This is a genomic window from Neptuniibacter sp. QD37_11 (assembly GCF_047778105.1).
Lineage (GTDB): Bacteria > Pseudomonadota > Gammaproteobacteria > Pseudomonadales > Balneatricaceae > Neptuniibacter.
Genome location: NZ_CP180552.1, coordinates 661,013 through 674,039 on the forward strand (window position 1 = coordinate 661,013; position 13,027 = coordinate 674,039).

Genomic DNA, 13,027 nt, shown 5'->3' on the forward strand with positions numbered 1-13,027 from the left:
GTTACCTGTTGCTTAAATAAGTGGATGTCGGAGATGGCTTTGTTTTTTTGCCTTGTGCGGGAACACTAAAAAGTTGATGGTCTTCTATGCGAAGGGCGGTTAATCTGTTGCCCCAAACACAGCCTGTATCAAGCGCAAAGACATGCTCAGCATCGGCATTCCCCTCCAATGCAGCCCAGTGGCCAAATAGAATACGAATTTCGATTTCTCCCGGGTCTTTTCGTGGAGCTTTAAACCAAGGCTGGTAGCCTTCGGGTTGTGATGCGAGTGAGCCTTTGGCTGAGAAATCTAATTGCCCTTCAGTGCTACAAAAGCGCATGCGTGTTAGATAGTTCGTAATAAGGCGTAAGCGTTCCCAACCACTTAAGTCAGAACTCCATAGATCGGGTTTGTTGCCATACATGTGGTTGAAAAAAGTTTTGGCTTGGTCGCTTTGCAGAACTTTTTCTACTTCTTTTGCGCGTTTGCGGGCTTTACGAATAGTCCAGCAAGGCGGAATACCTGCGTGAACCATTACCACGTTAAGTGATTTGTCATGCGCGATTAGCTTTTGCTTACTTAGCCAATGCATTAGCTCAATACGGTCTGGTGCTTCTAATATTTCATCCAGAGTATCGCTGCGTTTGCAGGTTGTTGCTCCATAGTGGACGGCGAGAAGGTGTAAATCATGATTTCCCAGAACGCAGGTTGCTCGGTCACCTAAATCGCGAAGAAACCTTAAGGTTTCTAGTGACTTCGGGCCGCGATTAACGAGGTCTCCAGCGATCCATAAATGGTCGCTGTTAGTAAAGTTAATAATTTTAAGTAGGGCTTGTAATTCGTCGTAGCACCCTTGGATGTCGCCAATCGCATAGGTCGCCATACTGGTTGCCTGTGTTTAGTGCAATGCGTTAGGTCTTGCTAGAGTGAATGCTGCAATAGGTGCTTTAAATTGAGTGCCTTCATCGGTGCTCATTTCATAGTGGCCTTGCATGCTGCCGACGCTGGTGGCTAATACTGCACCGCTTGTATAGGAGTAACTCGATTCTGGATCAATCACAGGTTGTTCGCCCACAACGCCTTCGCCCTGAACTTCTTGGATGTGCTGGTTACCATCGGTAATTAGCCAATGGCGGTTAAGAAGCTGGACCGGCATATCATTATGATTGGTGATCGTAATTTTGTAAGAAAAAACAAAGCGTTTGCTGTCTGGATCAGATTGTTGGGCCAGATAGTTGGTTTCTACGTCGATATTGACGTTGTTACCTAGGTCTATAGTTTCCATAAATGCCTTATTTAACCTTTCTGATCTGTAAGGTAGTTACTAATGCGAACAAAGTCTGAGATAGGAAGCTTTTCAGGTCGTAAGCCTGGATCGATGCCGATCTCTTCTAGCGCATCTGCAGATAGTAAAGGTTTTAAATTATTACGTAGCGTTTTACGGCGCATATTGAATGCCGTGCGTACAACGGTTTCAAATTGTGAAACATCTTTGGCTACGTGAGGTAACTCACGGTAAGGCGTAAGCCTAATGATCGCTGAGTCTACTTTAGGAGCGGGGTTAAATGCGCCAGGAGGTACGACAAACAGTGACTCAACTTTACAGTAGTACTGCGCCATGATGCCTAATCGACCGTAATTGTTTTCGCCTGGTCCAGCAGCCATGCGATCAACTACCTCTTTTTGCAACATGAAGTGCATATCTTCTACTTGCTCAGCATGACTCAGTAGATGGAAAATTAGCTGAGTAGAGATGTTGTATGGAAGGTTGCCCACAATACGCAGCCTCTTTTCTCCTTTTTGCAGCTGAGAGAAATCAAACTTCATCGCGTCCGCTTCATGAATGCGGAATTTATCACCGTAGTTAAAGAACTTGGTGCGTAAGATTGGGGGAAGATCTCTATCTAGCTCAATCGCATCAAGTGCACCTGCTTCGCTCAGCAGCTCTTCTGTCAGTGCGCCTAAGCCTGGGCCAATCTCTACTAGTTGATCTGATTCATGAGGTGCAATAGATCGAATAATGCGACGAATCACGCCGTGATCGTGCAAAAAGTTTTGCCCGAAACGCTTGCGGGCTTTGTGTGCTACTGGTTTTTTAGTCATGAATTAGTTCGTAGTTTGATTGCGGTGGGTAGCCATGATGCCTGCGTATTCAATCGCGGTCATTAGGCTGCCTGAGTCGGCAGTTCCAGTTCCGGCAAGATCCAATGCAGTACCATGATCTACCGAGGTGCGAATAATAGGCATGCCAAGCGTAATATTCACAGCTTTGCCAAAGCCTTTGTATTTTAGCACTGGAAGGCCTTGGTCGTGGTACATGGCTAGCACGGCATCTGCTTTAGCAAGGTACTTGTCTGTGAATAGTGTATCTGCTGGCCAAGGGCCACTGAGAGTTATGCCTTTTGCTCTGAGTTTATCTAGCGTAGGTTCTATGACTTCAACCTCTTCACGACCTAAGTGGCCACCTTCGCCAGCGTGAGGGTTAAGGCCGGTGACTAGGATGTTAGGCTCTTTGATGCCAAAGCTGTTTACTAGATCGTGATGTAATACCTCAATTACTTCAGTGAGTAATTTGGGTGTAATCGCGTCGGCAATGTCTCGAAGGGGAAGGTGGGTTGTTGCTAATGCAACTTTTAAGCCTTCGGTTGCTAGCATCATGACGACTTTATTGGTTTCTGTTAGTGCTTCAAGAAATTCGGTGTGGCCGCTAAAAGGAATGCCAGCATCATTAATAATGCCTTTATGCACAGGAGCCGTGATCAAAGCGTCGCAAGTTCCATTGAGGCAGGCTTGTGTGGCTAGTGCTAGGGTTTCCAGAACATAAGGTGCGTTATCACTATTAAGCTCACTAGGAATTGCTTCAGCTTTTAGTGAAATCGGAACTACCTTTAGAGTTCTTGCGGGCGTAGGCGACGGTGGAAGCTCTGGGTCGAACTGTTCAATCGATATCGGCAGTTGCAGTTGTTCTGCGCGTTTACGCAGTAGTTCAGGATCTGCAAATGCAATCAGTTCATGGTTATGGCCCTGTTGCGCAATTTGAATGCACAGGTCGGGGCCAATGCCAGAGGGTTCACCAGGGGTGATTGCTAATCTATTGATACCCAAGCAATCACTCCTTAATGTCGACGTAGGCCTGAGAGCGGATCTCGCGTAACCAGTTAGTTAATTCTTCGTTGTACTTGCGCTTGCGGATAGCTGCGCGAGCCTGATTCTCTTGCATCTGAGCGCCGAGATCTTCTGTGCGCGTATCTAGGACCGTCAAAATATGCCAGCCAAAGCGTGATTCAAAAGGAACTGATACTTGCCCAATACCAGTATTGTTCATCACTTGTTCGAATTCTGGCACCATTTGGCCGTCCTGCGTCCAGCCTAAAGAGCCGCCTTCAGAGCCACTTGCTGGGTCGTCACTATACTCTTTGGCTAATGTGGCAAACTCTTCGCCAGATTGTATGCGTTGGTACAACTGGGTTATTTGGCGTTTGGCCTGCTCAGATGTGCGAATCTCACTTGGCTTAAGCAAAATGTGACTTACTAAGCGCTGAGGCACTAGTTGTACGGCACCGCCGCGCTTGTCCTTCGCTAAAAGAATATGGAAGCCACTTGGGGATCGTACTGGTTTGCTGAATTCGCCAGGAGATAGTTTACGAATCGCATTACCTAGTACCTCTGGTAGTTCGTTTACCTTCCTCCAGCCCAAATCACCGCCTTTAAGAGCATTAGGGGCATCGGAAAACTCTACGGCCATCTCAGCAAAATCGGCGCCGGAATTTAGCTTTTTGAAGACTTCATTGGCTTCGCGCTCCGCTTTCTGAATCGCCTCAGGGGATGCTTGGGATGGCGTAGCAAGAAGAATGTGTCCGAGGAGATACTCTGCTGAAGTCTGTTCCTGACCGCTAGCTGAGTTTAGGAAATTTTCTAGTTCCTGCTCGGATACGCGGATTCTTCGGTTAACAAGACTTTGCTGTACATTGGAGATCAGCATCTCGTTGCGGATCTGCTCTCGAGCTTGATTATAATCTCGACCTTCGGCAATTAGAGCATCGCGGAATTGATCTAAAGTAAGGCTGTTCTGAGCAGCGATCCGTGCAATGGCTGCATCAAGCTGCCCTTCTGTTACTCGAATGCCTTGTCTAGCAGCCAATTGCTTTTGGATGCTGTCGATAATCAGGCGGTTTAAAACCTGTTTATGTAAAATGTGCTCCGGTGGTAGTTTGGTATTCCGGGCGGTAAGTTGCTCTTTGACTATAGCGGTGCGCTGTGCCAATTCACTTTGCATAATTATGCCGTCATTGACAACGGCAGCAACTCGATCCAGTGGTATTTCCGCAGCCAGTGTTGCTTGCGATGTTGGAATCAGTAGTCCGAAAACAGCTGCAGAAAATAGTATCTTGCGAAGCTTATTTGTCATTGTGCTCTTCACGCTCTTCATAACCAATAATGTCATTTAGGAAGCCATTGCTGCCGCTACCAAATGATCCAAGCCCTTTTAGGGTGAAATTCAGGAACATGCCTGTATCGTAATTGTCTTTATCGTCTAGCCAGCGGCGACCGGCAAAGCTGACTTTCCAGCAGCAGCTTTCGTATTCGAGGCCTAGTGCTGATTCTAGGTTATCGTTTTCTTCAATATCATGTAACCAGCGACCCATTGCAGTCCAGCTGCCACTTAGAGGCCAAATGAATGATAAGTCTGTCTGCTTACGAGTGTCTTCTTCATAACGGTAACTGAAGTCAAACCGATGATCTAGGTCGCTGTTATAACGTAAGCGCAGGTTTGATTCAGTATTGCTGAAATCGTTGTTATCTAAGATCGCATCGAAGCTAGCGCGGAAGTTTTGGTTTAGATACCAAACTGCTTCAGTCGCAATATCGCTCTGACCTTCAGTTGAATCTGGTGATGCAGGATCTAGTTGTACTTTTCGGTCGGCAAAATAGTAGGCTTGACCAATGCTCAGGCTGCCTTTCTCGTTGCCATCTTTTCCATAAAAGCGGCTTGCGAGTCCAAGTGAGATCTGTTTGGCATCTCCTATTCTGTCCTTGCCACTAAAGCGGTTGTGGCGGAATAGGGAGTTGTAGCTAAAATCTGGTTCGGATGTATCGAAGTCAGGGATTTCATCCTGATCTTCTTCTGGCACGTATAAACCGTAAATTCGTGGTTCTAATGTTTGTGTGCCACCGCTACTGAGTGCTCTTTCGAAAATTACAGTGCTATCTAGGCTGAGGATGGGTACGTAGGCGCTTGGGCTCTCGCCTAGGCTTGATAGCTGATTATCTAAACTGTAACTGCTGCTCCATAGTGATAGTTCCGGTTTGATGTAACCCCAAGGAGCTTGCCACAGATAACTGACGGTCGGCATGATGAAGCGACGGTCGCCTATAATTCGATCACGACCGGTTAAGCCTGATAAGTCTCTATCGAATTGAGTATATTCGGCAATGTATTTAAATTCGCCGGCGTCTCCGAACGCATTCTCGCCTTTTAGGGTCAGTTGCGGCAGGCGTTTGTAAGGCGATTTGCTATCGTTATCGATGGTTTGATAGTCGTGAACGCGTGCTCTAAAACTCCAGTTGTTATGACGGTAAGTGATGTCTGCACGTTGATCTAAGTGATCTTGACGACTTACTTCTAGGTTAGTATCCAAATCTTCGAAATAATCATCGTCACTTACTGCACTGAAATCAATGTTTGTGCGCCACCTTTCTGCAGGGTTGCCTTTGTGATTTATACCAAGTAACCATCTGTTATCGTTAAATGATTTGTCGCTAGATAGGTAAGCGGTATTTAATGTGTTACTAGACCACTTGTTCATATGGCGGAATTCGTTTTCTAGTAACAGGCCTCTATCTGCCATATAGCGAGCAGTCAGTGTGTCGTCCATATTCGGTGCGATATTGAAGTAGTATGGCACCGCAAGATCTAAGCCACCATCAGTGCTGTATCCAATACTTGGGTAAAGGAAACCTGATTTGCGACGATCATCTATCGGGAATGTAAAGTAAGGAGCATAGAATATAGGCACTCCACCTACTCTGATTACAGTGTCTTCAGCTTCACCGATGCCTTTGTTTTTATTCAGAACGATACTGTCGGCTTCTAGCTTCCAGGCATCACTGAAAGGAGGGCAGTATGTGTAATCACCGTTTTCAATGCGTAGGCGTTCATCCTCTAAACGTATTATACGATCAGCTGACCCTCTGAAGCCGTCCTCATGGATTACATATTGAGCATTATTGAAAATCGCTTGAGAATTGCTCGTGTCAATCTGAGCGCTATCGCTCAACATTAATAGCCCAGTTTCTCGGAACTGAACGTTACCTTCTAGACGGGCTTTGTTTGTGACTTGGTCTAATTCTGCTGAGCTAGCGCTGAGTCGGCGACCGCCTTGACGCATAGTCACGCCACCCTGTAAACGGCTTAGTCCACCGATGATTGTAGATGACTGGTCGGCCTCGAGGTATAGCGGCGGGTTTTCTAAGTGTTCGTCACCTGCAATTGGGTAACTAGGTTCTATATAACGCCCAGCACATTGTTGGCCCTGCGGGTTTCTGTAATATGCCCAATCCAAGTGAGAGTATGGGTTTTCCGTGTTATAAAATGGTTCCGACGAACCGCTACCTCTTTGTGATTGAGGCAGGCTGATTGCGTGTATGTTTACCTTGTGGCAATCCCAATCACCACTTGGGCTCGTGCCACACTGCCATTCGCTTCCAATTACTTCTGCTGTTTGAACAGGTTGGTGAGTAACGGCAACTGGAGCTGTTGTTTGGATGTTCTGTGGTGTAGGTGTTTCAGAGGCTAACTGAGGCTGCTGTGCTTGTTCGATCTCATCGTTACAGAGCCATTCCCCGTTTGCCCCTGCAATACAGTCCCAAACACCGTTATTTGTAGCTTTCGCTTTTACGCTTGGACGGATTTGATTTGTAACAGGTGCCGAAACAACATTTTCTTGTCTAACCCGAGGGATCGGTGCTGCTTGAGCAGGAGTTGCTGTTTTAATTTCAATAGGCGCAACTTGAGAACCAGGCGTTGATGAAGCAGGTTGTTGAACAACTGATTCCTGAGGCGTTTGTTTGGCCGCTTCGGTTTGATTGATCAGCTCTTCATTTACAGAGCAATCCCATTCGCCATCTTTGGTCATGCTGCAACTCCAAGCCATCTCTTGTTCAGATGGTTTGTTTTCTGCAGTCGCATAGCTAGATACTAATGCAGCACTAATGGCTAACGTTAGTGAATATGTCGATCGTTTGGCGAAGGGCATCAAATACTAAATCCGTTTCAGCGGTTCCGAAGAATTCGGTTGTGGCCGAACCTCAGTGAAATTAAGCATAAGGGGCAGAATGATAAATCATTCTAGGCAGTGAGTGTAGAGTTCTGCAGGGTTTTTGTTGAGAGTTAGGGATTAATGATTAACGAATGAATTACCGATCACTTCTACCTTTTTGGGTTGTCGGAGTGTCATAATAGCTCGTTAAAGCATGTTGTTGGGTTGTGGGGCGTATTTAGATGGATGTGCGGTATACAGATTTAAAAGAGTGGTTGTTGGAGATTTTGCCGGGATTTTCGGGGTTTGATAGTCAAAATTGGCAGCTCGAAACAGTATCAGGTGATGCCAGCTTTCGACGTTATTTTCGTGCAATATCTGGTAAAAATACTTGGATAGCTGTGGATGCCCCGCCAGAAAAAGAAGACAGTCGTCCATTTATAGAGGTGGCGACTGCATTGGAACGAACGGGTGTTCCTGTGCCGCATATTCACAATCATGATCTGTCTAAAGGTTTTATGCTTCTTGGTGATTTTGGTGATGATCTTTATCTAGATCAGCTTTCAGATGAAAGTGTTGATGGTTTGTATGACGAAGCTTTAAAGACCTTGTTGTTGATGCAGGGCTGCCAGCCTGCTCGGGGTAAAGAGTTACCTTTGTATGATGAAGCGCTACTTCGTCGAGAAGTTGAGTTGTTTCGAGAATGGTTTGTGGAAAAATTACTGGGCGTAAAGTTGAATGATGAGGCGCAGCGCTTAGTCTCTTTTCTATTTGACTATCTGATCGATTCCGCCTTAGAACAGCCGAAAGTTTTCGTTCATCGAGATTATCATTCGCGAAATATTATGTATCGCAAGGATTTGGCACCAGGGATTATCGATTTTCAGGATGCAGTTGAGGGGCCTGTTACATACGATTTAGTGTCTTTGTTACGAGACTGCTATATCGATTGGCCGGATGAAAAGGTCTATGGCTGGGTCGAGGGATACAGGCAGGATTTGATCGCTAACGGTCAAAATATGCCTGATAGTGTTTATTTTAAGCGTTGGTTTGATCTGATGGGTGCTCAGCGTCACCTTAAAGCTATAGGGATTTTTGCGCGTTTACACATACGTGATGGCAAGTCTGGTTATTTAGCTGATATACCTAGAACCTTGAATTATCTTATTGCTGTGGCCGCTAAAGTTGAGGAGTTAAAGCCGGTTGCGGGATGGATGGTATCGGAATTGCTGCCAGCGATGCGTAACAGTGAACATTTTTCTGACACGGTTTTGGATAATTGGATTGTGTCATGAAGGCGATGATCTTAGCCGCCGGCTTAGGCACCAGAATGCGTCCTTTAACGCTGAAAACGCCTAAGCCGCTCTTAAAAGTCGCCGACCGAGCTTTGATTGAATATCACATTGAGCGTTTGGTGCGCGCTGGCATTAAAGAAATAGTGATTAATCATGCTTGGCTTGGTGTTCAAATAGAGGAGTATTTAGGGGATGGCTCTAAATACGGTGTTTCAATATATTACTCTGCTGAAACTGAGCCTCTGGAAACGGCGGGCGGTATTCGTAAGGCATTGTCATTGTTGGCGGCTGGTGGCGAAAAACAGTTCTTGCTGGTTAATGGTGATGTCTTTACAAACTACCCATTTGAGGCGTTGTTGACTGATTCTGATGAGTCTCATCTAGTATTGGTGCCGAATCCAGAGCATAACCCTAATGGTGATTTTGGGTTGCAGCAGGGATATGTGAATATTGATGATGAAATAGGTTATACCTTCAGTGGAATTAGTCGCTTATCTATTGAGATGTTTGAAGGTATCGCGTTAGATGAGAAAGCCCCATTGGCACCGTTACTCAGAGAGCAAATGGCCGAAGGGAAGGTTTCAGGTGAGTTGTTCGAGGGTTTTTGGGCAGATATCGGTACACCTGAAAGATTAGATGAGATAAATAGATTAGTTTTGGGGAATCAAATTAATGGCCTTTGATGCACAAGAGGCGGGCGCGCAATTAGGATCAGGCGTTAAGCGGTATTCTACTTCTATATTACTGGGTGCAGCGGTAGGTTTGTTCTCCGGTGGCTTCTGGGGACTGATATTTGGTGGGTTTGTCGGTTACTTGATAAGTAGAGCGCTTACCAAAGCGGTTGCTGCAGTTAATCCTCAAGAGGCTTTCTTTAAAGCAACGTTTTCCGTTATGGGGCGTATTGCGAAAGCAGATGGGCGTGTCACAGAAGATGAGATTCAATTTGCGCGAAATGTAATGACCCAAATGCGCTTAACCGATGAGCGTAAGCGCGAGGCGATTGATCTTTTTACTCAGGGGAAAAGTGAAGACTTTGAATTTAGTAAAACAGTAAAGCCGCTTGCGATCCTTTTGCGTCACCGACCTACGGTCAAATTGATGTTTATTGAAATTCAATTGCAGGCCGCGATGGCAGATGGGGAAGTAAGCGCGCCAGAACTAAAAATTATCGAAGAGCTCTGTCATCTACTGGAATTTGGTGCGGATAGTGTTGAAGAGGTGATCGCTCGCGTCAAAGCGCAGCGAGATTTTTATCGACATGGTCAGGCTGGTGTTGATGCTGCAGTGCTGTTGAAAGATGCTTATGCGGTTTTAGGTGTGGATGAAAGCGCATCTGATGCTGAAGTGAAAAAAGCTTATCGCCGGCAGATGAGTCAACATCACCCGGATAAGTTGGTTTCTAAAGGTTTGCCAGAAGAGATGATCGAATTGGCCAAAGAGAAATCCCAAGAAATTCAGGCTGCCTATGAGCGAATAAAGGCAGCACGAAAATAAGCGCGTTTTTTAGCCCGGGGCTTTTTCTTTGTTGCTTTGCTCTTCGGAAGGAATATCTATACTTCGGCTTTGTTGTTCTGCTTTTATAATGTAGGTGTTGACCATGCCGCGAACATGTTTGAACAGCCAGGAGTTGTCTTTTTTCCAATTGTCATTAGCCTGCGGTAGGCGGCTTTGGTGGAAATTGTTCATGCGGTTATGTCGCGCTAATCGCAATCTTCGTTCTGGCGTGTTTTCACTGTAATTTGTATTTGTCGATCTACGCGCAGAATGGTGCAGGTCGATTATGGTGGTTTTTATCTCGGGTAAGATTTCTAGCAGTCGCGGAGCGTTCTCTGTTTTAGAGTCTCGTGCGTCTAAGAGAACTAAACGAAGGTTTTGCTGTTCTTGGTGCTTTTGAACGTATTGTGCTGCCCATGTGGCACCTGTGCCGGCTCCTAAAACAAGGACTCTATCGACGCCTTTCTCTTTTTTGAGGTGTTCAAATGCAGTGTTGCCAAGACGGGTTACGATCTCTTGGTAATGCTCTTTCTTTTCTTCCTGTTCTTGCTCTGCCGCTGCAGGCGCGTTAGCGGCATTTTCCTGTTGGTTTGTTGCCGTGTCAGGAGGTGTTTCGGTGTTTTCTGTTATGGTTTCTTCTTGGGCTTCTGCAGGCTCTGTTGAGCTGTCTTGGGAGTTGTCTGAACTCTGAGTTGGTTTTATAGCCGACAAAACCGGTAGTGTACGTTTTGGCAGAGGGGTTTGAGCTGGTTGGGGTAAAAATACCGCTAATGTATACCAGCCATGATTAGCTAGGCCTGTGCGGATTTGGTTTAGATTTTCTGGCCAGTCCATATGGGTGAGTTCATCAGGGAAGATGATGACGCCACCCTGTGGTATTCCGCTGCCTTCAGTTAAATAGTAACCAAGTAATTGTTCCCCATCTTTTCCCGTATCGAGCTGCAGTACCTGGGTGCTGGGGTCAGGGTGTGATGAGAGTGCTTGGCGAAGATTCTTTTCTCTACTGGGTTCAGTTCTTTCGACAGTCGGTGCTGAGGGTTGCGCAGCGCTGGCTGTTTTGTCAGTACCTGCGTTAGCTTCCTCCTCTGCGGAAAAGGCGGTAGAGGAAATCAAACTAAGACTAAGGAGAAGAGAATATAATTTCATTTGAACGATTATGAGTAAGAAGCAGGCTGACAGCAAGATGTCTGCTCCGCTAAAATATGCGTAAATTATTTGTAACTGGAAAATCTCCATGTCTGATTTCAAAATTGCACCATCGATTCTATCTGCCGACTTTGCGCGTTTAGGCGAAGAAGTTGAAAATGTTTTGGCGGCGGGCGCAGATTATGTGCACTTTGATGTGATGGATAATCACTATGTGCCAAATTTAACGATTGGCCCAATGGTGTGCAGTGCACTGAGAAAACATGGCATTGAGGCGCCAATTGATGTGCACCTGATGGTTAAGCCTGTTGATCGTATTATCGGCGACTTTATTGAAGCGGGTGCCAGCTACATCACTTTCCATCCAGAAGGTTCTGAGCATATCGATCGTTCTTTGCAGATGATTAAAGACGGCGGTTGTAAATCCGGTTTGGTTTTCAATCCTGCAACGCCATTAAGCCACTTGGAATATGTAATGGATAAAGTGGATATGGTGCTATTGATGTCTGTGAATCCAGGTTTTGGTGGTCAGAAATTCATTCCAGGTACGTTGGATAAACTACGTCAGGCTCGCGAGATGATCATTCAAAGCGGGCGTGATATCCGCTTGGAGATCGATGGCGGTGTAGGCATTGGTAATATCCGTGAAATTGCAGAAGCGGGTGCTGATACGTTTGTGGCTGGTTCTGCCATTTTTAATACAGATGACTATGCTGCGACTATCGCTCAGATGAGAGCGGAATTGGCTCAAGCGAAGATTGCTTAATGCAAGAGTTGTTTGAGGGGCAAAACCCGAAACTCGTTCTGTTTGATCTAGATGGTACGCTGGTTCATAGCGTGCCTGATCTGGCTCGGGCAATTGATCGAATGCTTGTCGCCATAGAGAGAGTGCCTGCAGGTATCGAAAAGGTTGGGCAGTGGGTAGGCAATGGTGCTGCAGTTTTGGTGCGCCGTTCCTTGGCTGGCGACATGGCGGGCGAAGGCGTAGACGAATCCCTATTTGATAAGGCTTATGAGCTTTTTCTTGCGTTTTATGCTGAATCTACTTCTGATCTAAGTGAATTATACCCGGGTGTGCTTGGATGCCTAAAGCAGATGCGTGACCGCGGAGTTAAGCTCGGAGTAGTCACAAACAAGCCGCTCTCGTTTACTCATAGTATGTTGGAAGGCTTTGGAATTAGTGATTTCTTTGAGGTGGTTTTGGGTGGAGATAGTCTATCTGAACGAAAGCCTCACCCAATGCCTTTACAAGAAGCAATGCAGCGTTGCAGTGCCGAACCTAAAAATACCTTAATGGTAGGGGATTCTGTGAATGATGTGGCTGCGGCGCGAGCAGCGGGTTGCCCAGTGGTGTGTGTGCCATATGGATACAATCATGGTGAAGATATTGCGCTATCAAATCCCGATAAAATTGTCGGGCGTTTAGATCATTTATTCTAAGAATCTTGAGCTTGCGAAATTCAATCTTCGTAAAAAGCGATCTTTTATTTAAATAAAATCGATTTTTTATATTTCAGGGCTGAATTTACTCTTGTAGAAGCTCACAGGTCATTCCCCATTTATCAATGGCTTGTACCGCCAAGTCGCTTTTCTGACTTGGCTGATTCTTATCACAGCACTTGTATACCCCGCTTGTCGGGGTTTTTTTTGGTCTGTCTTTTTTGGTAGCTAAGGTTTTTGTCTTTTGCGGTTTCTGGGTTTGAGTGTATTTCGCGTTGTTCTTTGGGATTAAAAACAGCAAAAGTCCTCAATTAATGTATGAATACTAGGCGGTGGTAGTTGATTCAAATAGGGTGCTGCTATATCTTTTGGCTATTCATAAATTTAATTAAACCTGCCGTGATGCTATTTGCT

At 45.7% G+C, this 13,027-nt stretch carries 12 protein-coding genes; 5 read left to right on the forward strand and 7 right to left on the reverse strand.

Translation table 11 applies throughout. From position 1 onward, the window contains the following. Nucleotide 1 precedes the first annotated feature (1 nt). Genes ACMXYT_RS02850 through ACMXYT_RS02875 form a run of 6 tightly spaced genes read right to left on the reverse strand, consistent with a single transcriptional unit; the run spans nucleotide 2 to nucleotide 7,235 of the window. Entirely contained in the window at nucleotides 2–862 is an 861-nt protein-coding gene (locus tag ACMXYT_RS02850) for a symmetrical bis(5'-nucleosyl)-tetraphosphatase (protein ID WP_415900126.1), read from the reverse strand. A 15-nt stretch (nucleotides 863–877) separates the two neighbouring features. After that, the gene (gene apaG, locus ACMXYT_RS02855; protein WP_415900127.1) at nucleotides 878–1,264 is read right to left on the reverse strand and encodes a Co2+/Mg2+ efflux protein ApaG; all 387 of its coding nucleotides are present in this window, start codon (nucleotides 1,262–1,264) and stop codon (nucleotides 878–880) included. An 11-nt stretch (nucleotides 1,265–1,275) separates the two neighbouring features. Continuing rightward, nucleotides 1,276–2,082 carry a 16S rRNA (adenine(1518)-N(6)/adenine(1519)-N(6))-dimethyltransferase RsmA gene (rsmA, locus tag ACMXYT_RS02860; RefSeq protein ID WP_415900128.1) on the reverse strand — a complete coding sequence of 269 codons (807 nt, stop codon included), beginning with the start codon at nucleotides 2,080–2,082 and terminating at the stop codon, nucleotides 1,276–1,278. A gap of 3 nt (nucleotides 2,083–2,085) precedes the next feature. Next, a complete protein-coding gene (gene pdxA / locus ACMXYT_RS02865) occupies nucleotides 2,086–3,084 on the reverse strand; it encodes a 4-hydroxythreonine-4-phosphate dehydrogenase PdxA (protein WP_415900129.1) in 999 nt (332 codons plus the stop codon). Between the two features lie 4 nt (nucleotides 3,085–3,088). After that, entirely contained in the window at nucleotides 3,089–4,387 is a 1,299-nt protein-coding gene (locus ACMXYT_RS02870) for a peptidylprolyl isomerase (RefSeq protein WP_415900131.1), read from the reverse strand. Then, nucleotides 4,377–7,235 (reverse strand): LPS-assembly protein LptD, encoded by a 2,859-nt coding sequence (locus tag ACMXYT_RS02875; RefSeq protein ID WP_415911835.1) that lies wholly within the window; start codon nucleotides 7,233–7,235, stop codon nucleotides 4,377–4,379. Before ACMXYT_RS02875 ends, ACMXYT_RS02870 begins: the two co-directional genes overlap by 11 nt. Nucleotides 7,236–7,480: 245 nt before the next feature. On the opposite strand from ACMXYT_RS02875, the gene ACMXYT_RS02880 reads away from it, so the two are divergent. The 3 genes from ACMXYT_RS02880 to djlA are packed head-to-tail and all read left to right on the forward strand — an operon-like array spanning nucleotide 7,481 to nucleotide 10,027. Beyond that, nucleotides 7,481–8,533 carry an aminoglycoside phosphotransferase family protein gene (locus ACMXYT_RS02880; RefSeq protein ID WP_415911836.1) on the forward strand — a complete coding sequence of 351 codons (1,053 nt, stop codon included), beginning with the start codon at nucleotides 7,481–7,483 and terminating at the stop codon, nucleotides 8,531–8,533. Further along, nucleotides 8,530–9,216: an N-acetylmuramate alpha-1-phosphate uridylyltransferase MurU gene (murU, locus tag ACMXYT_RS02885; RefSeq protein WP_415911837.1), complete on the forward strand. Its 687-nt coding sequence runs from the start codon at nucleotides 8,530–8,532 to the stop codon at nucleotides 9,214–9,216. The genes ACMXYT_RS02880 and murU overlap by 4 nt, the downstream gene beginning before the upstream one ends. Further along, nucleotides 9,206–10,027 (forward strand): co-chaperone DjlA, encoded by an 822-nt coding sequence (gene djlA, locus ACMXYT_RS02890; RefSeq protein WP_415905171.1) that lies wholly within the window; start codon nucleotides 9,206–9,208, stop codon nucleotides 10,025–10,027. Before murU ends, djlA begins: the two co-directional genes overlap by 11 nt. A gap of 9 nt (nucleotides 10,028–10,036) precedes the next feature. Here the strand turns inward: djlA and ACMXYT_RS02895 are convergent, their stop codons facing one another. Continuing rightward, complete coding sequence (locus ACMXYT_RS02895; protein WP_415911838.1) at nucleotides 10,037–11,173, reverse strand: DUF3530 family protein; 1,137 nt, start codon at nucleotides 11,171–11,173, stop codon at nucleotides 10,037–10,039. An 88-nt stretch (nucleotides 11,174–11,261) separates the two neighbouring features. Between ACMXYT_RS02895 and rpe the strand changes: the two genes are divergently transcribed. Beyond that, on the forward strand, nucleotides 11,262–11,939 hold the full coding sequence (gene rpe, locus ACMXYT_RS02900; protein WP_415911839.1) for a ribulose-phosphate 3-epimerase: 678 nt from the start codon (nucleotides 11,262–11,264) through the stop codon (nucleotides 11,937–11,939). Continuing rightward, nucleotides 11,939–12,613 (forward strand): phosphoglycolate phosphatase, encoded by a 675-nt coding sequence (locus ACMXYT_RS02905; RefSeq protein ID WP_415911840.1) that lies wholly within the window; start codon nucleotides 11,939–11,941, stop codon nucleotides 12,611–12,613. Before rpe ends, ACMXYT_RS02905 begins: the two co-directional genes overlap by 1 nt. Nucleotides 12,614–13,027: the final 414 nt, after the last annotated feature.